We start from the raw sequence: 19,806 nt of genomic DNA, 5'->3' as shown, positions 1-19,806 counted from the left end.
CAAGATATAAGGGGGTTACATGCTCAGTCGTCAATTAGAAGTATCGTTACGTTTGGCTGTTAGCATGGCTCGTCAAAAGAGACATGAGTTTCTGACAGTTGAACATTTGTTGCTTGCCTTGCTAGATAATGACTCCGCCGTAAATGCATTAAAAGCATGTGGTGCGGATATCGTTACTTTGCGTAAAGAATTAGAGGAATATGTAGAGCAACATACCCCAAAACTTGGTGATAATAGTGAACAGGCCCCTCATCCAACTGAGAGCTTTGATCGAATTTTGCAACGTGCAATTTTCCATGTTCAATCGAGCGGTGGTGACCGTACGGTTGAAGGTGCAGATGTTTTAGTTGCGATGTATTCAGAACGAGATTCGTTCGCGGTTTATTTACTTAAACGCCATCAAATTAACCGTTTAACTTTGACTCAATACCTATCTCATGGCACACGCAAAGATGAGATTCAGGTTGAAGAAGAAGTAGAAGATATTGAAGGTGAAAGTGCGGCTTCTGCAAATGCTGGACCACTCGAACAATACACACTGAACTTAAATATCGAAGCGCAAAAGGGTAAAACAGATCCTTTAATTGGTCGTGAAAAAGAAATTGAGCGTGCAGCACAAATTTTATGCCGTCGCCGTAAAAATAATCCATTGCTCGTTGGTGATCCGGGTGTAGGTAAAACCTCGATTGCGGAAGGCTTGGCTTGGTTGATTGTCAATGGCAAGGCACCGAAACCACTTGCCAATGCTGAAGTTTATAGCTTAGACATCGGTGCATTGGTTGCAGGGACTAAATATCGTGGTGACTATGAGAAGCGCTTAAAACAATTGTTGAATGCGTTGAAAAAGAATCCAAATGCAATTTTATTCATTGATGAAATTCATATGATCATTGGCGCAGGCTCAAGCATGGGCAGTACCATGGATGCATCGAATTTAATCAAACCTGCTTTGGCAAATGGTAGCCTACGTTGCATTGGTTCAACAACTTTCCAAGAATATCGTCAGGTATTCGAGAAAGACCATGCTTTATCGCGTCGCTTCCAAAAAATTGACGTGAATGAACCAAGCATTAATGAAACGATTGAAATTTTACGTGGCTTGAAAAACAAGTTCGAAGATTTCCATCATGTTGAATACGATGATAAAGCTTTAGTTGCTGCTGTTGAGTTATCAGCTAAATTTATCAATGATCGTTTCTTGCCAGACAAAGCGATTGATGTGATTGATGAGGCTGGTGCGCAACGTCGCTTGAAAGCAGAAGTTGATGGTACGACGATCTCAGTTGAGAATATCGAAGATATCGTTTCCAAGATTGCCCGTATTCCACCGAAAACAGTTTCTAAAGATGACAAGTCTGTACTCGAGAATCTGGAACGTGATCTTAAACGTGTGGTATTTGGTCAGGATGAGGCGATTACAGCGCTTGCATCAGCGATCAAATTATCTCGCGCAGGCTTAAAAGCACCAGATAAACCAGTGGGTAGTTTTGTATTTGCTGGTCCAACAGGTGTGGGTAAAACCGAAGTCACTAAACAATTGGCGAAATTGCTTGGTGTAGAGCTAGTTCGTTTCGATATGTCTGAGTATATGGAGCGTCATGCGGTTTCTCGTTTGATTGGTGCGCCTCCAGGTTATGTTGGCTATGATCAAGGTGGTTTGCTGACCGATGCGATCCATAAAAATCCACATTGTGTGCTGTTGCTGGATGAAATTGAAAAAGCCCATCCAGATGTATTCAACTTGTTATTGCAAGTCATGGATCATGGTGCTTTGACTGACAACAATGGTCGTAAATCTGACTTCAGAAATGTGATTATTGTGCTCACTACCAATATTGGTGCAGAAAGTATTGTCCGTGCAAGTATTGGTTTTACTGAGCAAGATCACAGCGCAGATAATCAAGATGCAATGAAACGCGCATTCTCGCCTGAATTCCGTAACCGTTTGGATGGTGTGATTCAATTTAAAGCACTTCCGACGACAATCATCGATTCAGTGGTAGACAAATTCTTAACTGAATTGCAAGCACAGCTAGATGAGAAACAAGTGGTACTTGATGTTGATCAAAGTGCACGTGACTGGTTATCTGCTAATGGTTATGACCGTCTCATGGGTGCTCGTCCGATGCAACGTCTGATTCAAGAACATTTGAAAAAGCCGCTTGCTGAGATGATTTTATTTGGTGAGCTTGCTGAGCATGGTGGTAATGTTGCAGTTTCTGTGAAAACAGAGAACGGCAAAGATATCGGCTTAAAATTGGAAGTATTTGAAGATCATATTAACCCGAGTGCTGAACCTGCTTAATGTTTGAATTGTCTTTTTCAATAACCCAAGTACTTAAAGTATTTGGGTTATTTTTCGTCACAGCAATTGCTGAAATTTTAGGTTGTTATTTTCCTTATCTCATTTTGAATCAAGGAAAATCACATTGGTTGTGGATTCCGACTGCTTTAAGCTTAGCGATCTTTGTTTGGTTGCTGACGTTGCATCCTGCCGCATCAGGTCGTATTTATGCGGCTTATGGAGGAATCTATATTTTTACTGCCTTATTGTGGCTGCGTTATGTTGATCAAGTCATGTTGACACGTTGGGATATTCTAGGTGGTCTTGTGGTTTTGTGTGGGGCTGGCTTAATCATTTTGCAGCCGCAAGGATTGGTGCGTTGAGGATTCAGCATGATAATGATGATTATCATGCTGATAAGATTTATGATACCGATTATTTCATCTGATACGTTGTTGTAATTCCACATTCTTCAACAAAAGTTTCATCATGCGACACCAGTATCACAGCACCATTAAAAGAACGAATGGCTTGAGCCAGTAACTCACGAGACTCAATATCGAGATGATTTTCAGGTTCATCTAAAAGTAACAGCTCCACAGTCTGTTGTTTTAAAGCAAGTAACGCGACTTTTAAGCGTTCACCGCCACTTAGGGTGGAGATGGGGATAAGGGCTTTATCTCTTCGAATTTGAAGATTGCCTAATAAGGTTCGTGCGTGTTGCTCTGTTAGTTCAGTATCAATACGCTGTAAATATTCAAGAGCTGAAATATTGTCATCAACTAGCGAAAGCGTCTGATCAAGATAAATTGAAATTACTTTGCGATAAATCTCTCCTGTTATTGGCGACATTACACCTTGAAGGGTCTTCAATAAGGTTGATTTTCCAGTTCCATTTGCACCACGTAAATGCAACTTTTCCCCAGCCCTAATTGCCAGATCAATGGGTTTTGTCTTCGCATAAGCGAGTTGTAATTGATGACAACGTAAGATTTCTCCTGACTTTCTGGTTATAAGCGCAAATTCGAAAGATTGAGTTTTGAGATGTTCCAGTTGAGTTTGCTTCTGTTGCAATTGATCTTTTACATCTGTGAGCTGCTTAATCTGTTGTTTGCGTAGGTGGGAAAGAGATTGCTCTGACTGTTCCTTCTTGGCATCCAGTAAAATGGGCGCTTGTGAACCAGAAGCCCTTAACTTTTGACCTGCTTTTTGACGTTTCTGCGATTTCATCTGGCTTTGATGTTGCTGTTCTTTCAGTAGTTTTAATTCACGCTTTTCTTGTTGCACTGCGTGCGATAATGATTCGACTTGTAACTGATGCTGCTGCTGATAAAGTGCATAATTGCCGCCGTAATAGTGCAGTCCCAGCTGACTTAAGGAAAAAATACCCTGCACATGAGACAGTAGCTGCCGATCGTGGCTAATGATGAGCCCACCTGTTGGATGTTGAGACATTTGCTGGATCAGCCATTCTCGTCCCCGTGTATCTAAGTGATTACTGGGTTCATCCAGTAATAGATAATGATCTTTGACTAGAAATAGGCGACACAGTGCGAGTTTGGTTTTTTGGCCTTCACTCAAATATTGAATGGGGGTATCAAGATCTATTGGTAAATCCGCACTTTGCAAAAGCTGTTGCCATTCTGTTGGTAAATGCCACAGATGTTCGACTTGGTCATAATCGGCAAAAGCTGCAGTACCGTGCTGGATACGTTTGAAGCACTGGTATAAATCCTCAATATGCAAGGCTTGAGCGATTGTATCTGCTTGTACACGCTGAAGCTGAGCTAGATATTGATGTGGACACTGCCATGAGATTTGGCCTGAATAGGGGGGCTTGAATTTTGTCTGTTCATGTAGAAGAGACATCAATAGTGATTTCCCTTGGCCATTGCGCCCGATCAATCCGGTGAACTGATGCAATGGAAGTTGAAAACTCAGATGGTCAAATAGTTTTTGCTGGGCTAATTCAAGGGATAGGTTGGAAATAATACATGCCTGTTGAGTCATATGAAACCTCATAAACAGGATATGCAAAATAGAGATCGAGATAAGTTTTAGAATAAAGCAGCGCTGAACGATAGCTAAGTCTATTTTGCACATCAAAAAGAAAATGAACTTTGATGATGGAAATAGAACTTACTTCATTGGCGTAATCTCAATTTGGTTTATTTTTACACTATTCTATGGGGGAACTGGTGAAAGGTCAAACTTTAAGGTTTTGAAGATAGGATTAAAAAAATATAAAAAGTGCTTGTCAAATGCTGAAATAGTGCGTAATTTAATAGTTAGACACCGTTTTTTAGATATTTGAAATAAATATGTTAAAGCATACTGTAAACACCAACGCATACTTTTACTTTTGGCAATATTGATCGTTGCCTGATGCGTTTCGGGCAGCAAAAGGGTTGCCCAACCAGTTAATACCTGATCGGCAACACCGATCAGGTTTTTTTATGCTTTAACAATCATGATTTTAGGAGAAATACCATGTATACATTTAATTATTCATATTTTAGCAAGATTTCTTGGTTTTACTTTGCAAAAAAATCAACATCGCTTAGATCACACTTGCTCAAATAAATGATAGGACTGCGAAGAAGGCCAGTCCAAAGGAATTGAAAATGAATGCTTTAAATACTGCTTTGACACAACCACAAACACATACAAAAGAATCAATGCTTAGCTTGCCATCACAACTCAAAGCGCAGTATCCCTTGTCTGCAACTTTAGCGCAGCAAATTTCAAAACATCGTCAAACGATTCAGAATATTTTATCTGGACATGATCATCGCTTAATGGTGATTACAGGTCCTTGTTCAATTCATGACCCTATTGCAGTACTCGAATATGCTGATCGCCTACAACAACTACAAGAACAGGTTAAAGATCAGATTTTCCTCGTTATGCGTGCATACATCGAAAAACCGCGTACCACGGTAGGTTGGAAAGGTTTCTTGTATGATCCAAATTTAGATGGATCATCAGACTTACAACTGGGTTTAGAAAAATCTCGTCAGCTTTATATACAATTGATTGAAAAAGGCTTGCCAATTGCCAGTGAGATTTTAAGCCCAATGGCAACAGGCTATTTCGATGATTTATTGGCTTGGGGTGCCATTGGTGCACGTACCAGTGAGTCTCAAATTCATCGTGAAATTGCCAGCCATATGCCATACAGCATTGGTTTCAAAAATGGTACAGATGGATCGATTCAAATTGCTTTAGATGCGATTCAATCAGCACTGCATGGCCATCAATTCTTAGGGATGACCCAACAGGGTTTACCCGCAATTTTGCATAGTGAAGGTAATCCATTACCGCATTTGATTTTACGTGGTTCAAATCATGGGGCTAACTATGATTTAGCTTCGATTCAAGCGATGCATTTCAAACATAAACAATTACCTGCATTGGTGATTGACTGTAGTCATGGTAATAGCGGTAAAGATCCACTACTGCAACCACAGGTTTTACAGCAAATTATTGCAGAGCGCGCTGAATCGAAAGTGCGTGGTGTGATGATTGAAAGCCATCTAGTTGATGGTAATCAAAAAATATCCTGTGATATGACCTATGGTCAGTCAGTTACGGATGGTTGCCTAGGTTGGGATAAAACAGCACAAGTGTTGTTGGATGTTGCTGAGAAAATGCGACATAAAAAATAAACCAGACATAAAAAAGCCAATCTCAATTGATTGGCTTTTTTCTTTGCGGTCGACTTAAGCTGCTTGGGTCGATTGAGCCGCAAGGAAGTGGCCAATTTCTTGGCTGAATTTTCTAGGTTCAGTAATTAGTGGTGTATGTCCTGAACGTTCAAAATAAATCGCTGTAGCATTGCTTAAGCTTTCAGCAATCAGTGTTTGGCCAGTTTCTGGGTAAAGCGTAGATTCACGACCAATAAAGAAGGTGGTTGGGCAACTGAGTTGACTGATGGCTTCACGATAGTCTTCATTATGATGAAGATAATTTTCGACATACCATAGTAAATAGTCTAAACGCTGAATTGGCAGTAAGTATTTTTGCAGGAACGGGCGGTTTAGAGCGAGTTTGAAAATTTTAGGACTATAGTTATTGCTGCCTTGCAACTCAATGAAATCACCCCACAAGCTGACCAGCTTATAGCGGATATCATCGGGTAAGTCCTCTAGTTTCTGAGCATGTTTATAATCGAGTAATAGCGTTTGAATCTCAAGTAATAGATTTTTAAATTGAGGATGCTTTGGACCAAATAAGCCGTATTGCCAAGAATCATCAACTGCAATTTTAGGCGTTTGATCAATATGCAGATAGGCCTTAAGTTTCTCAGCTAAGCCACCATGCTTCATGCCATGCATGGCTGTGGTTGCACCCATGGAATAACCCATCAGGATGAATTGATCGAGCTTTAATTGTTGGATCAGTGAATCTACATCATTCCAATGACTTGAGATTGCATCGAGCTCTGGAATAGCACAATTCTTTGAACCGCCGAAACCACGCCAGTCTGGAATGATAAATTCATATTGTTTACGGTTGGCAAATAAGAAAGGTAACCATTGCCAGCTTTGCATGCCCAGTCCGGATAAGACGAGTACAGGTTCGCCTTCACCAACGCGTCGCACAAATAATTTTTCTTGATCGGACATGCTATAAAACGGCATTATTTTTCTCCACTATTGTTGGCTTCTTCAAACTTTTTCAGTTGAGGAATCATTTGTTCCAACCATTTTATCCATTCATTTTCCTTAATGATACCGAGTTCCAGAATCATCTTATGGATAAACAGAACACGATTGGTTGGTTGGTTATCTTTAAAATCTTTATCATGAATGGCTTGATAAAGGCTTAATTTTTCCTTATGTAACGACAAATGGCGTTCTAATTCAGGCAAAATATTATTGCCACCGAGTTGAGCTTCTGCTCTTAGCCTGACCATGAGGTCATCGCGCAATTGCGCGGGTTCGCTTTGTTGTTCAATCCATGAAGCCAGTTGTATTCTTCCAAGTTGTTCAACTTGATAAGTTTTTTTACGGCTGTTGGCAGCTTGTTCTTCTAAAGTCGAAATCCATCCTTTTTTCAGCATCCCGTTGAGTTCACGATAGATCTGCTGATGAGTCGCATTCCAAAAGAAGCCCATTGAACGGTCAAAGCGACGAGCCAAGTCAAAACCTGTACTTGGTTTTTCCAATAAGCTGGTCAATAAAACATGGGCGAGTGACATGATGTTCCATAATAAAAAATGACTCATCAGAATTATGCAATATGTTGCATAAAAATCAAATCTTGTTTATAACTTTATGCAACAAGTTGCATTAGCTAGCAGAGTGCGAGCCAAAGGAGAAACCATGTCAGCTTATCCACATTTATTAAAGCCACTTGATTTAGGCTTTACCACCTTAAAAAACCGTGTCTTGATGGGGTCTATGCATGTTGGCTTAGAAGAAGCACCTCAAGGCTATGAGCGTATGGCCGCATTCTATGCAGAGCGCGCTAAAGGTGATGTTGGATTAATCGTAACAGGTGGTATTTCTCCAAACGATGCGGGCCTTACGTTTGCACATGCTTCTAAGTTGGATAGCATCGCAGAAGCAGAAAAACATAAAGTGATCACCCAAGCAGTACATGATGCTGGTGGTAAGATTGCGATGCAGATTTTACATACAGGGCGCTATTCTTATCAGCCTGAGATTGTTGCACCGTCTGCGATTCAAGCACCGATTAACCCAATTAAACCTAAAGCATTAAGTTCAGCTGAAGTACAGCAAACCATTGATGACTTTGCCAACTGCGCCAAGCTTGCACAATACGCAGGTTATGATGGTGTCGAAATTATGGGGTCAGAAGGTTATCTGATTAATGAGTTTATTGCGGCACGTACCAACCATCGTGACGATGAATGGGGTGGTAGCTACGAAAACCGTATCCGTTTCCCGATTGAAATCGTAAAGCGTACTCGTGATTTAGTCGGTGAAAACTTTATTATTATTTATCGCTTATCGATGTTGGATTTGGTTGAAGGGGGTTCAAGTTTAGAAGAAGTCATTCAACTCGCAAAAGAAATTGAAAAAGCTGGTGCGACTATTATCAATACAGGAATTGGCTGGCACGAAGCACGTATTCCAACTATTGCAACCAAAGTACCACGTGCTGCATTTACATGGGTTACAGAGAAACTCAAAGGTGAAGTTTCGGTTCCATTAATTACCTCGAACCGTATTAACACACCTGAAATGGCAGAACATGTATTGGCCTCAGGTCATGCAGATATGGTGTCTATGGCGCGCCCAATGCTGGCTGATCCTGAGTTTGTACTAAAAGCCAGTGAAGGCCGTAGTGATGAAATCAATACCTGTATTGGTTGTAACCAAGCCTGTTTAGATCATATTTTCTCAATGAAAATTGCTACTTGCTTAGTCAATCCACGTGCTTGTTACGAAACGGAACTTATTTTTAAAGAAGCCAATGCGGTTAAAAATATTGCAGTGATTGGTGCAGGTCCAGCCGGTTTGAGTTTTGCAGTATATGCAGCAAGTCGCGGGCATAAAGTTAAAGTGTTTGATGCGAGCAATCAAATTGGTGGTCAATTCAATATTGCCAAGACCATTCCAGGTAAAGAAGAGTTCTACGAAACTTTACGCTACTTCAAACGTCAAATTGAATTACAGCCGAATATTGAGCTGGTACTGAACCACACAGCCACTTATGAAGAACTGAGCCAAGCAGGCTACGATGATATTGTGATTGCAACAGGCGTGACGCCGCGTCAATTACAATTTGAAGGCATCGATCATCCAAAAGTATTGAGTTACATTCAAGTATTGAAAGAGCGTGTACCAGTAGGCAAGCGTGTTGCCATTATTGGTGCAGGTGGTATTGGCTTTGATACTGCAGAATACTTAACCCACGAAGGGGATAGTGGCAGCTTAAACCCTGAAAAGTTCTATGCAGAATGGGGTATTGATACTTCTTATGAGCATGTGGGTGGCTTAAAAGCAGCTGAGTTAGAAAAGTCTGAACGTGAGATTTACTTATTGCAACGTAAGAGCGCATCTGTTGGTGCCGGTCTGGGTAAAACCACAGGCTGGATTCATCGTACAGGCTTAAAGCATCGCGATGTGAAAATGATTGCCGGCGCAAGCTACGACAAGGTAGATGATCAAGGTCTACATATCACCGTTGATGGTCAAAGTCGTGTGCTTGAAGTCGATAACGTGGTGATTTGTGCAGGCCAAGAGTCTTATACCGCAATGTTTGATCAGCTTAAAGCGGACGGTAAAAGCGTTCACCTGATTGGTGGAGCTAAAGAAGCGGGCGAGTTAGATGCAAAACGTGCAATTCGCCAAGGTGCTGAGTTAGCAGCAACGTTGTAAACATGCTAGGGAGCATTTTCTATTGAGGACGTGCTCCCGAATTATCCATTAAATCTCAAGGGAGAATAACAATGACATTGGAAACGACAAAACAAGCTTTAGAAAACTGGCATCAGATGATTAAAACAGGTGATCTATCCAACTTAAATGATTTGTTGGCAGATGACGTGGTGTTTCGTTCACCCGTTGCTTATAACCCTTATGAAGGAAAACATGTGGTTTTCTTTATTTTGACCAATGTGATTCAGGTGTTTGAGAATTTTACCTATCATCGTGAATTTTATACCGAAGATGGTGAAAATGTGGTGTTGGAGTTTAGTGCCAATGTCAGCGGAAAATCACTTAAAGGCATTGATATGGTCCGCTTTAATGAACAAGGAAAAATCATTGATTTTGAAGTGATGATTCGTCCGATGAGTGGTTTAGCAGCATTGGCAGAAAAAATGGGTGCACGATTTGCCAAATATCAACCAAATTAATGTCGATAAAATAGCCTAAGTAATATTAAGAGAATTAAAATGTGGTTAAAGCTTTCAACTTTTGCATTATTACCTGTATTAGTCATACAGGGCATGAAAGTTCGTAACAATACACCACGTCTTTCTGAAGCAAGTGGCGACCGCATCGGTATCGTGGGTCAAGGTCAGCCACTTTCTTTACTTATTCTTGGCGATTCGGCTGCGGCGGGTGTTGGGGTTGAAACCCAGCAACAGGCTTTGTCGGGGGCGATTATTGCTGAGTTACAAAATGAATATCTGTTGCAATGGAAACTACATGCTAAAACAGGCGATACCACTCAACAGGTTTTTCAAGCAGTACAACAGTTAGATCAGCAGTGCTATGATGTTGTTATCACTTCAATTGGTGTCAATGATGTGACTAAACTAACTTCTGCAAAATCTTGGCTTAAACAACAAAAACAGCTATTCACTTATATACAGCGTCAGTTTCAACCTAAACTCATTATTGTATCGGGTGTGCCACCAATGCAGCATTTTCCAGCTTTGCCTAATCCTTTGGCTTGGCTGTTTGGAAAATATGCAGAACAAATGAATCAGGCATTACAGCAATGGTTGGCACCACAATCTCAGTTTCGATTTATTCAATATGATATTGAAGCTTTTCAAGCAATGGATTTGCCGATGGCAAGTGATGGTTTTCATCCAAGCAAAGAAATCTATGCCATCTGGGGACAACAGGTCGCAACTTTGGTGCGACAAACATTTACTCATGCTTAGAGAGGCGGTTATTGAATATGGGTATATCTGCTTTAGATAAAATCAAAGTGTTAGGCTCAGAGCTCCTTGATTCGGTGCTCGGTGCTGAACAACCCAAAATGTACTATGACCCGAAAGGGAAAATTAAAGATGTTTTGGAAAAATTACCACAGTTAAAGCAAAAATATCGTCCTACGCCTTGGCTGAGTAATACACATCTACATTTATTGTATTTTGATGTGATTCGTAAGAAAACCATTAAACTTGAATATGACCGTGTTGATCGTTTGATCATGCAGGATGGGGGGATTACCGCCATTGCGTGGTATGGATATGATTTACCCGAAGAAACACCAACTGTTGTGATTATGCATACTATTACAGGAACACCTGAAAGTATGCGTGAACTGGTCAAAGATTTGCATGAATATAATGGATGGCGAATTGCACTGTGTTTGCGCCGTGGTCATGCAGGATTGCCAATGCCAGTGCCTCGTATTTCACTGTTTGGTTCAACCAGTGACCTGAAAGAACAGCTTGCACATATTCAAAACCTGTTTCCACAATCCGATCTATATGCAGTTGGCTCCTCAGCAGGAACGGGGCTCTTGGTTCGTTATTTAGGCGAGCAAGGGGTAGATACGCCATTCAAAGCTGCTTTTGCAATGTGTCCTGGTTATAACACTGAAATCGGTTTTAAAAATGTGCATCCTTTTTATAGCAAAATGATGACCAAGAAGTTATTTAAATACTTCATTTATCCTTATCAAAATACATGGAATCAAATTGCATCTGTAGAAAAAGTGCTGACGACTACAAGCTTGGAAGAGTTTGAAAAAGAATATTTTGAAATGGCAGGATTTCAGGATTATCAGAGCTATTGCCAAGCCATTAATCCAATCTATGTCTTCGAAAATGTCAAAATTCCATTGATGATTCTCAATGCAGAAGATGATCCAGTCTGTTCAATTAAAAACTTAGAACCTTATAAAGATGCCATTCAGCAAATGGACAATATTGCAGTTGTAACGACTAAGAAGGGAAGCCATTGTGGTTTCTATGAAAGTTTGATGGTGAAATCTTGGGCCTCCCGTTTGATGGCGGACTTTTTTAAAAATTACTAATCTATAGATACAAAAAAGCCAGTTGAAAGCAACTGGCTTTTTTACCATTCACGAATGGATTAGTTGTTTAAAGCAGGTGTTGCGGCAGCGATTGCAGCAGCGACAGCGTCATCTTCACTTTGAGCTGGTGCAGATGGTTTTGCAGCTTTCACGGGTTGTTCTGCTTTAGGCTGTTCAGTCTTTGCTGGTTTCTGTTCAGCTTTTACAGGTTTTGGCTCTTCTGCGCGTGGAGCTTCAGTTGGTGTTTGGGATGCTGCAGGCGTTTCTGTTTGAGCTGGGTGAGTCTCACGACGAATCTCAGTCGTTGTATTTGGTGTTTCTTCACGCGTTGTTTCTACAACAGGCGCTGGAGCTTCATGCTTATCGACACTTTCTAAAGACTCGAACTCTTGAATTTTTTCAGGTTCAGGCTGAGCTTGAGTCTCAGTTGCGGTCTGCTCTTGCTGCTCTTCGTTTTTAGGTTCTTCTTTTTTCACACAAGCAGTTAATAAAAGACCAGTCGCAAGTGCTGCACAAATTAAAAGTTTTTTATTCGCCATTGCTAAAACAACATATTAAAAAAGGACAGCAGCAATTATAACAGTAAATCTATGTGAAGAAATCACTACGCTTTGTTGAGTTTGTTGATATTTTATAAATGCTTGCAAAGGAGCTTAGGCCGGGAAGCTGATATGTCTGTGATGAAAACCTGATTTCTAATCCATTTGTTGATGAATTTGATTGATGAACACTCATTTATGGATGAAAAATCCACAAAACCCGTAAATTTTTATCGAAAATGCTGATAGAATAGCCAGTTGTTTATAGTTCTTTGAATTGATGCGGTTTGACTTTGCTTTATAGGGGCAGAGTACAGTAAAATTGCCCAACATTGTAGGCCGATTTCGGCTCGATTGTACGAGAAACTCAATGACCCATTTTATTTTTGTCACTGGTGGTGTGGTTTCATCACTAGGTAAAGGTATTTCTGCTGCTTCTGTTGCTGCACTTTTGGAAGCTCGTGGCTTAAAAGTCACTATGGTAAAAATGGATCCATACATTAATGTAGATCCAGGTACCATGAGCCCATTTCAGCACGGTGAAGTTTTCGTCACAGAGGATGGTGCTGAAACTGACTTAGATTTGGGATATTACGAACGTTTCTTACGTCGTGCGAAAATGACCAAACTGAATAACTTTACCAGTGGTCGCGTATATCAAGACGTTTTAAATAAAGAACGTCGTGGTGACTACTTAGGTGGTACGGTTCAAGTTATTCCACATATTACAGACAACATTAAAGAACGTGTACTTCGCGCAGGTGAAGGTTACGACGTTGCAATCGTTGAGATTGGTGGTACAGTTGGTGATATCGAATCACTTCCATTTATGGAATCAGTACGTCAGTTGATGGTCGAGCTTGGTCATAAACGTACCATGCTGATGCATTTGACTTTGTTGCCATATATCAAATCGGCGGCTGAACTCAAAACCAAGCCAACTCAACACTCAGTGAAAGAGCTTCTTTCAATTGGTATTCAGCCAGATATTTTGATCTGTCGTACTGAATACGATGTCGATGTTGATACCAAGCGTAAAATTGCATTGTTCACAAATGTGGAAGCGCGTGCCGTCGTAGTATGTAAAGATGCGAAAACGATTTATCAAATTCCACGTACGTTCTACGAGCAAAATGTTGATGATTTAATTTGTGAACGTTTTGGTTTTAATGATCTTCCAGAAGCAAATCTTGAAGATTGGGACAATGTGGTTGAAGCATTATTGAACCCAGAATACACAGTTCGTGTTGCGATGGTGGGCAAATATGTAGAACTTCCAGATGCTTATAAATCTGTAAATGAAGCACTTCTACATGCGGGTATTCAAAATCGTGTCAAAGTTCAGATTGATTATGTCAATGCTGAAGAGCTTGAACAGCAAGATATCGGCGTTTTAAGCACAGCTGATGCGATCTTGGTTCCAGGTGGTTTTGGTGAGCGTGGTACTGAAGGCAAAATGAAAGCCATTCAATATGCACGTGAAAACAAGATTCCATTCCTTGGTATTTGTTTAGGCATGCAATTGGCTGTGATTGAATATGCACGTAACGTTGCAGCGATGCCAGAAGCAAGTTCAACTGAATTTAACCGTTCAACGAAATACCCATTGATTGGCTTAATCACTGAATGGTTAGATGAGCGTGGCGAATTACAACAGCGTAGTCTTGAGTCTGATCTAGGTGGTACCATGCGTTTAGGTGCACAAAAATCAGAATTGGTTGAAGGCACGAAGACACGTGAAGTTTATGGTAAAGCTGAAATTACTGAGCGTCATCGTCATCGTTATGAAATGAATGATCGTTTTATTCCAGCACTTGAACAGGCCGGTATGAAAATTTCAGGTTATTCATCAGTACAACATTTAGTTGAAACTGTAGAAATTCCTGAACATCCTTGGTTTATTGCTGTACAATTCCACCCGGAATTTACAAGTTCACCACGTGATGGACATCCATTATTTGCTAGTTTTATCGAGGCTGCCAAAAAACAGCATCAAAAGTAAGTAATGAAAGTTTAAATAAACTGGGAAAGTTTAAATGTCACAATTAAAACCACAAGAAGTTGTACGTTTAGGCGATATACAAATGGCAAATCATTTGCCATTTGTATTATTTGGCGGAATGAACGTATTAGAGTCAAAAGATTTAGCATTTGAAATTGCTGAAACTTATGTTGATATTTGCAAACGCTTAGACATTCCTTATGTGTTTAAAGCGAGCTTTGATAAAGCAAACCGTTCAAGCCTAAATTCTTATCGTGGACCTGGTCTGGAAAAGGGTATTGAATGGCTTGCCGACATTAAAAAGCATTTTAATGTGCCCATTATCACAGACGTTCATGAGCCTTACCAAGCAGCGCCTGTTGCTGAAGTTGCCGACATTATTCAACTTCCTGCCTTCTTAAGTCGCCAGACTGATCTTGTTGAAGCAATGGCGAAAACCCAAGCCATTATCAATATCAAAAAAGCACAGTTCTTAGCACCACATGAAATGCGCCATATTTTGCATAAGTGTTTGGAAGCTGGGAATGACAAACTCATTCTTTGTGAACGCGGTTCAGCATTTGGCTATAACAACTTGGTTGTCGATATGCTTGGCTTTGACATCATGAAAGAAATGAATGTGCCCGTATTCTTTGATGTCACCCATGCATTGCAAACCCCAGGCGGACGTGCAGATTCTGCTGGTGGTCGTCGTGCTCAAATCACGACTTTAGCGCGTGCAGGTATGGCAACAGGATTGGCTGGTTTATTCTTGGAAGCACATCCAGAGCCAGAAATCGCAAAATGTGATGGACCATGTGCATTGCGTTTATCGCAGCTTGAGCCATTCTTGGCGCAGTTAAAAGAATTGGATACTTTGGTTAAAGGATTCAAAAAGTTAGACACCCATTGATGCAATCATTTGCATCTTGTTTTTCATTCAACAGAGGAATTGTTCATGAGCCAAATCGTTGACATCCGCGCACGTGAAATTTTGGACTCTCGTGGTAACCCAACCATCGAAGCAGACGTTATTTTAGAATCTGGGGTTGTTGGTCGTGCATGTGCACCATCTGGTGCTTCAACTGGTTCTCGTGAAGCTTTAGAACTTCGTGATGGCGACAAAGCACGTTATTTGGGTAAAGGTGTTAAAACTGCGGTTAATAACGTAAATACGATTATCCGTGACGCTTTAGTGGGCAAATCAGTATTTGAACAAAAAGACATCGATAATACGATGATCGCGCTTGATGGTACTGAAAACAAAGAAAAATTAGGTGCTAACGCAACTTTAGCTGTTTCATTGGCTGCTGCACGTGCTGCTGCAGATGAAAAGAAAATTCCTCTTTTCCAATATATCGCTGATCTTCGTGGCCAAACGACTTTGACGATGCCTGTACCAATGATGAATATCATCAACGGTGGTTCGCATGCAGACAATAATGTTGATATTCAAGAGTTCATGATTGAGCCTGTAGGCTTCACTTCTTTTGCTGAAGCATTACGTGCAGGTGCTGAAATCTTCCATTCACTAAAATCAGTTTTAAACAAAAAAGGTTTAAACACTGCTGTGGGTGATGAAGGCGGTTTTGCGCCAAACTTGCGTTCAAACGAAGAAGCAATCACGGTTATTCTTGAAGCGATTGGTCAAACTGGTTACAAAGCTGGTTCTGATATTATGTTGGCACTTGACTGTGCTTCTTCAGAATTCTACAAAAATGGTCAGTACATCCTTGCTGGTGAAGGCAATAAAGCATTCACAAGCAACCAGTTCTCTGACTATTTAGCGGGTCTTGTAAACCAATACCCAATCATTTCAATTGAAGATGGTTTAGATGAATCTGACTGGGAAGGTTGGAGCTACTTAACTTCAATCCTTGGTGACAAAATCCAATTGGTTGGCGACGATTTATTCGTAACTAATCCTAAGATTTTACAACGCGGTATTAATGAGAAAGTAGGTAACTCTATTCTGATTAAATACAACCAGATTGGTACATTGACTGAAACTTTAGATGCAATCTACCTTGCGAAAGCGAATGGCTATAGCACTGTAATTTCACACCGTTCTGGTGAAACTGAAGATTCTACTATTGCTGACTTGGCAGTAGGTACAGCAGCGGGTCAAATCAAGACGGGTTCACTTTGCCGTTCTGACCGTGTAGCGAAATATAATCAATTACTTCGCATTGAAGAATTAACGAATGCAGCTTACCGCGGTAAAGCTGAATTCAAAGGTCTAAAATAAGGTCAAATTATCTATGTTGAATACTTCTGATCATCTTTCTTTACAAAAGAGAGAAACTCTGCAAATTCATAATCATATAGAATTTGCAGATGATCTTCCTTGTAAGAAGGATGTAGGGAATTTTTCATGATAGAGATGTTTCGATCGACCTCGAGTAAATTGATTCTAGTGCTTGTCATCGCTTTGGTGGCAAGCTTGCAGTATCAATTCTGGCTAGGTGAGGGTGGTTATTTTCCTCACCAAGCTTTAACTCAACAAATTACGCAACAAGCAGAAATTAATACTGAGCTAAAAGAACGTAATCGTATTTTAGCGGCGGAAGTTTTTGATTTAAAAAATGGCAGCGAAGCCATTGAAGAACATGCACGTTTAGACTTAGGTTTGATTAAACCGAATGAGACGTTTGTACAAATGAGTACCATTAGTACCCATTACAAACCGATTTATATCGATCCAAACGCAAAAGAAGACACTGCAACCAATGAAAACCCAGACTAAGCTATGGGCGGTTGTACCAGCAGCAGGTTCGGGCAGTCGTTTTTCAAAAACTGAATTAAAACAATACCAGTATATTCAAGATCATACCGTACTTGAACACACCGTCAATCGACTGAATTCCTTAGATTTAGCAGGTTGCGTACTTGCCATTGGTGCACAAGATAATTTTGCGAAAACCCTCGCTTTTCGGCATAGTGATAAACTTCATTTTTGTTTGGGTGGCGAGGAGCGTGTACATTCTGTTTTAAATGCCTTGATCTATCTATCTGAAATTGCACATGAAGATGATTGGGTGTTGGTCCATGATGCTGCACGGCCATGCGTAACTGTAAACTGCCTAACAAAGTTAGTCGAATCAGCACAGCATTCAAATCAAAGTGCGATTTTGGCTATTCCAGTTCGTGATACGCTAAAACAAGTAGCTCAGCAAGATCAGATCGAGAAAACCGTGAGCCGAGAGTTATTGTGGCAAGCACAAACGCCACAAATGGCACAACTCGGCGTTCTTAAAAGTGCAATTGAACAGGCTTTAGCCAATCACATCGTGATCACTGATGAAGCAAGTGCTTTGGAATATGTGAATGAGCCTATACACGTGGTGCAGGGACGTTCAGATAATATTAAAATTACTTATGCTGACGATTTAGAACTTGCTCGCTTAATTCTTCAAGCTCAAAACTAAGCCTAATTTGCCTATCTAAAAGCGCTTATTTTTTATTTAATTCAAAATAGCCTAAGTAGATTTAAGTGATTTTTCCATTTTTTTTACATCAATCTAAATGACAAAATTTCTACGATTTGTTAAATTTGAATAACATACTTTATAACGGATCAACAAATGAAAAAATTATTCATTGCGGGCCTTTTTACTTTTTCTTTAGTTGGCTGCGCAACAACACCTCAACAACCTCAGGATACGGCGCAAGAAACAATCCGCTATTCATCTAGCCCTTGCTTTGGTGCATGCCCAATCTATTCTGTTGAGATTACACCTGAAGGTGCTGTTCATTTCGACGGTAAACAGTACACCAAAGTGACAGGTACTCAGGATTTAACAGTTGATCCTTCTGTTTATAAGAAATTACAGCAAGAGCTAAAAACCTATCGTCCAGCGACGGGTGCAAATGTAAAAACAACAGGTTGTGAAGAAACCGCAACTGACCAGCCGAGTGCTTATTTCTCGTGGAAAAAGCCTGATGGTACTGTAACGAAACTTAGCCATTACACAGGATGTATTTCTCCAGCAAACGCTGAGTTGAATAAAGTAATTGATAAATTACCAAAACTCATCGGTATTGAATATCTGGTTCGTTAAACTCGCTGCTGCAAAAATAGACAAAACTAGCATTTATGCTAGTATAGGTATAAGCGCAATCAGGCGGAGGAGTCTTTAATGACAGCTTTTACAATCATGAAAATGAGTACGCAAGAGGAAAGTCTTCTTCCTAAGCTTGCTGTAGAAGCATTCCGTAATGCGTTTGAAGAGGCAAGTGAATCCTCTTCTGTCGTCTATGCCAAAGGACATCAATTGTTAAAACAGCATCCAACTGGTGAGACTGAAGTGATCAAGGATATATCAGGCGCTTATACTGCTATTGAAGCATCGCGTACTCTATTGAAGCGTAAAAAAAAGCAGGCTGTTGTATAGGTTAATGCGACAGTCTATGCCTAGAATTCGCATGTTTGCTGGTCCAAACGGTTCTGGTAAAAGTACGATTAAAGAATATTTATTGCCCCGACATATTGGGGCATATTTAAATGCAGATGAACTCGAAAAAAACTTAAATCAAACTCATCGCTTGGACTTAAAGATTTATCATGAGTCTCTAGATGCACTAAAATTGATTGCTTTTTTAAAAACCAAAAAGAAAAAATTGAATCAAAGAACCTGTAAGTTATTAAGCCAAGAACCTAAATTGCTCGGTGAGCACCTTATTCTTTTTGCTATTCAAGATATTGATTCATATCTTGCTGCCAGAATCATCGATTTTATCCGTTTAGAATTTCTAAGCTTAAAAATTAGTTTTACCTTTGAAACTGTTATGTCGCATATCAGCAAAGTTGAGTTTCTGAGAATGGCTCAGGAGCAAGGGTTTAAAACTTATCTGTATTACGTTTCAACGGTTGACCCTGAAATCAATATTGCGCGGGTACAGTATCGGGTAAGTACAGGTGGACATGCTGTACCAGAACTCAAAATTCGTGATCGTTATTACCGCAGTATGAACTTACTTATGCAAGCCATTGAAGTGAGTGATCGAGCTTTTATATTTGATAATTCTTCGAATGGTGAAAAAGCAGCTTTTTTAGCAGAAATTGAACAGGCTGATCGACTAAGAATCAATCCGATCGTGACAGTATTTCCTGTTTGGTTTGCAGAAAGAGTACTTTCTGAGTTTGAATAGTCGGCCTATTCAAGAAATACGATACTTGTTCACAGCATGTTTTTATGCTCAACAGTCAAATTAACTTACTTAATTTTAGTAAATATTTACCAAGATGTGCCATTTTTCGTATAAATCACGATTTAAAGGCTAAGATTGAATAGATTTATTTCAATGTT

19 protein-coding genes are annotated in these 19,806 nt (G+C 40.1%); 15 read left to right on the top strand and 4 right to left on the bottom strand.

All coding sequences use genetic code 11. The features are described 5' to 3' along the window. Window positions 1-19 precede the first annotated feature (19 nt). Entirely contained in the window at window positions 20-2,305 is a 2,286-nt protein-coding gene (gene clpA / locus F993_RS11805; protein ID WP_004653737.1) for an ATP-dependent Clp protease ATP-binding subunit ClpA, read from the top strand. After that, window positions 2,305-2,667, top strand: coding sequence for a YnfA family protein (locus F993_RS11810; RefSeq protein ID WP_004653736.1), 363 nt, complete (start codon window positions 2,305-2,307; stop codon window positions 2,665-2,667). Before clpA ends, F993_RS11810 begins: the two co-directional genes overlap by 1 nt. Before the next feature lie 52 nt (window positions 2,668-2,719). On the opposite strand, the gene F993_RS11815 is transcribed toward F993_RS11810, so the two are convergent. Beyond that, window positions 2,720-4,294, bottom strand: a complete 1,575-nt coding sequence (locus F993_RS11815; protein WP_004653735.1) for an ATP-binding cassette domain-containing protein — start codon at window positions 4,292-4,294, stop codon at window positions 2,720-2,722. Between the two features lie 614 nt (window positions 4,295-4,908). Here F993_RS11815 and F993_RS11820 point away from each other — a divergent pair. Continuing rightward, entirely contained in the window at window positions 4,909-5,952 is a 1,044-nt protein-coding gene (locus F993_RS11820; protein ID WP_004653734.1) for a 3-deoxy-7-phosphoheptulonate synthase, read from the top strand. A gap of 54 nt (window positions 5,953-6,006) precedes the next feature. Here the strand turns inward: F993_RS11820 and F993_RS11825 are convergent, their stop codons facing one another. Beyond that, window positions 6,007-6,927 carry an alpha/beta fold hydrolase gene (locus F993_RS11825; RefSeq protein ID WP_004653732.1) on the bottom strand — a complete coding sequence of 307 codons (921 nt, stop codon included), beginning with the start codon at window positions 6,925-6,927 and terminating at the stop codon, window positions 6,007-6,009. After that, a complete protein-coding gene (locus F993_RS11830) occupies window positions 6,927-7,487 on the bottom strand; it encodes a PadR family transcriptional regulator (protein WP_004653731.1) in 561 nt (186 codons plus the stop codon). The genes F993_RS11825 and F993_RS11830 overlap by 1 nt, the downstream gene beginning before the upstream one ends. A gap of 124 nt (window positions 7,488-7,611) precedes the next feature. Between F993_RS11830 and F993_RS11835 the strand changes: the two genes are divergently transcribed. From F993_RS11835 to F993_RS11850, 4 genes are all read left to right on the top strand, one after another. Further along, entirely contained in the window at window positions 7,612-9,636 is a 2,025-nt protein-coding gene (locus F993_RS11835) for an NADPH-dependent 2,4-dienoyl-CoA reductase (RefSeq protein ID WP_004653730.1), read from the top strand. A gap of 71 nt (window positions 9,637-9,707) precedes the next feature. After that, the gene (locus tag F993_RS11840) at window positions 9,708-10,115 is read left to right on the top strand and encodes a nuclear transport factor 2 family protein (RefSeq protein WP_004653729.1); all 408 of its coding nucleotides are present in this window, start codon (window positions 9,708-9,710) and stop codon (window positions 10,113-10,115) included. 39 nt (window positions 10,116-10,154) lie between these two features. After that, a complete protein-coding gene (locus tag F993_RS11845; RefSeq protein WP_004653728.1) occupies window positions 10,155-10,874 on the top strand; it encodes an SGNH/GDSL hydrolase family protein in 720 nt (239 codons plus the stop codon). Between the two features lie 17 nt (window positions 10,875-10,891). Next, window positions 10,892-11,977 (top strand): YheT family hydrolase, encoded by a 1,086-nt coding sequence (locus F993_RS11850; RefSeq protein ID WP_004653726.1) that lies wholly within the window; start codon window positions 10,892-10,894, stop codon window positions 11,975-11,977. Between the two features lie 59 nt (window positions 11,978-12,036). On the opposite strand, the gene F993_RS11855 is transcribed toward F993_RS11850, so the two are convergent. Next, a complete protein-coding gene (locus tag F993_RS11855) occupies window positions 12,037-12,516 on the bottom strand; it encodes a hypothetical protein (protein WP_004653725.1) in 480 nt (159 codons plus the stop codon). A 370-nt stretch (window positions 12,517-12,886) separates the two neighbouring features. Between F993_RS11855 and F993_RS11860 the strand changes: the two genes are divergently transcribed. From F993_RS11860 to F993_RS11895, 8 genes are all read left to right on the top strand, one after another. Beyond that, entirely contained in the window at window positions 12,887-14,518 is a 1,632-nt protein-coding gene (locus F993_RS11860) for a CTP synthase (RefSeq protein WP_004653724.1), read from the top strand. A gap of 34 nt (window positions 14,519-14,552) precedes the next feature. Further along, window positions 14,553-15,410 carry a 3-deoxy-8-phosphooctulonate synthase gene (gene kdsA, locus F993_RS11865; protein ID WP_004653722.1) on the top strand — a complete coding sequence of 286 codons (858 nt, stop codon included), beginning with the start codon at window positions 14,553-14,555 and terminating at the stop codon, window positions 15,408-15,410. Window positions 15,411-15,455: 45 nt separating this feature from the next. Then, window positions 15,456-16,745, top strand: coding sequence for a phosphopyruvate hydratase (gene eno, locus F993_RS11870; RefSeq protein WP_004653721.1), 1,290 nt, complete (start codon window positions 15,456-15,458; stop codon window positions 16,743-16,745). 126 nt (window positions 16,746-16,871) lie between these two features. Continuing rightward, on the top strand, window positions 16,872-17,243 hold the full coding sequence (gene ftsB / locus F993_RS11875) for a cell division protein FtsB (RefSeq protein WP_004653719.1): 372 nt from the start codon (window positions 16,872-16,874) through the stop codon (window positions 17,241-17,243). Continuing rightward, a complete protein-coding gene (gene ispD / locus F993_RS11880) occupies window positions 17,227-17,925 on the top strand; it encodes a 2-C-methyl-D-erythritol 4-phosphate cytidylyltransferase (RefSeq protein WP_004653718.1) in 699 nt (232 codons plus the stop codon). Before ftsB ends, ispD begins: the two co-directional genes overlap by 17 nt. A 156-nt stretch (window positions 17,926-18,081) precedes the next feature. Then, the gene (locus F993_RS11885) at window positions 18,082-18,558 is read left to right on the top strand and encodes a DUF6438 domain-containing protein (RefSeq protein WP_004653717.1); all 477 of its coding nucleotides are present in this window, start codon (window positions 18,082-18,084) and stop codon (window positions 18,556-18,558) included. 78 nt (window positions 18,559-18,636) lie between these two features. Next, entirely contained in the window at window positions 18,637-18,891 is a 255-nt protein-coding gene (locus tag F993_RS11890; RefSeq protein WP_004653716.1) for a hypothetical protein, read from the top strand. Window positions 18,892-18,895: 4 nt separating this feature from the next. After that, complete coding sequence (locus tag F993_RS11895) at window positions 18,896-19,648, top strand: ATPase (protein WP_004653715.1); 753 nt, start codon at window positions 18,896-18,898, stop codon at window positions 19,646-19,648. The last annotated feature ends 158 nt before the right edge of the window (window positions 19,649-19,806 follow it).

It is taken from the genome of Acinetobacter proteolyticus (genome assembly GCF_000367945.1).
Lineage (GTDB): Bacteria > Pseudomonadota > Gammaproteobacteria > Pseudomonadales > Moraxellaceae > Acinetobacter > Acinetobacter proteolyticus.
This window is presented reverse-complemented; position numbering and strand designations above follow the sequence as displayed.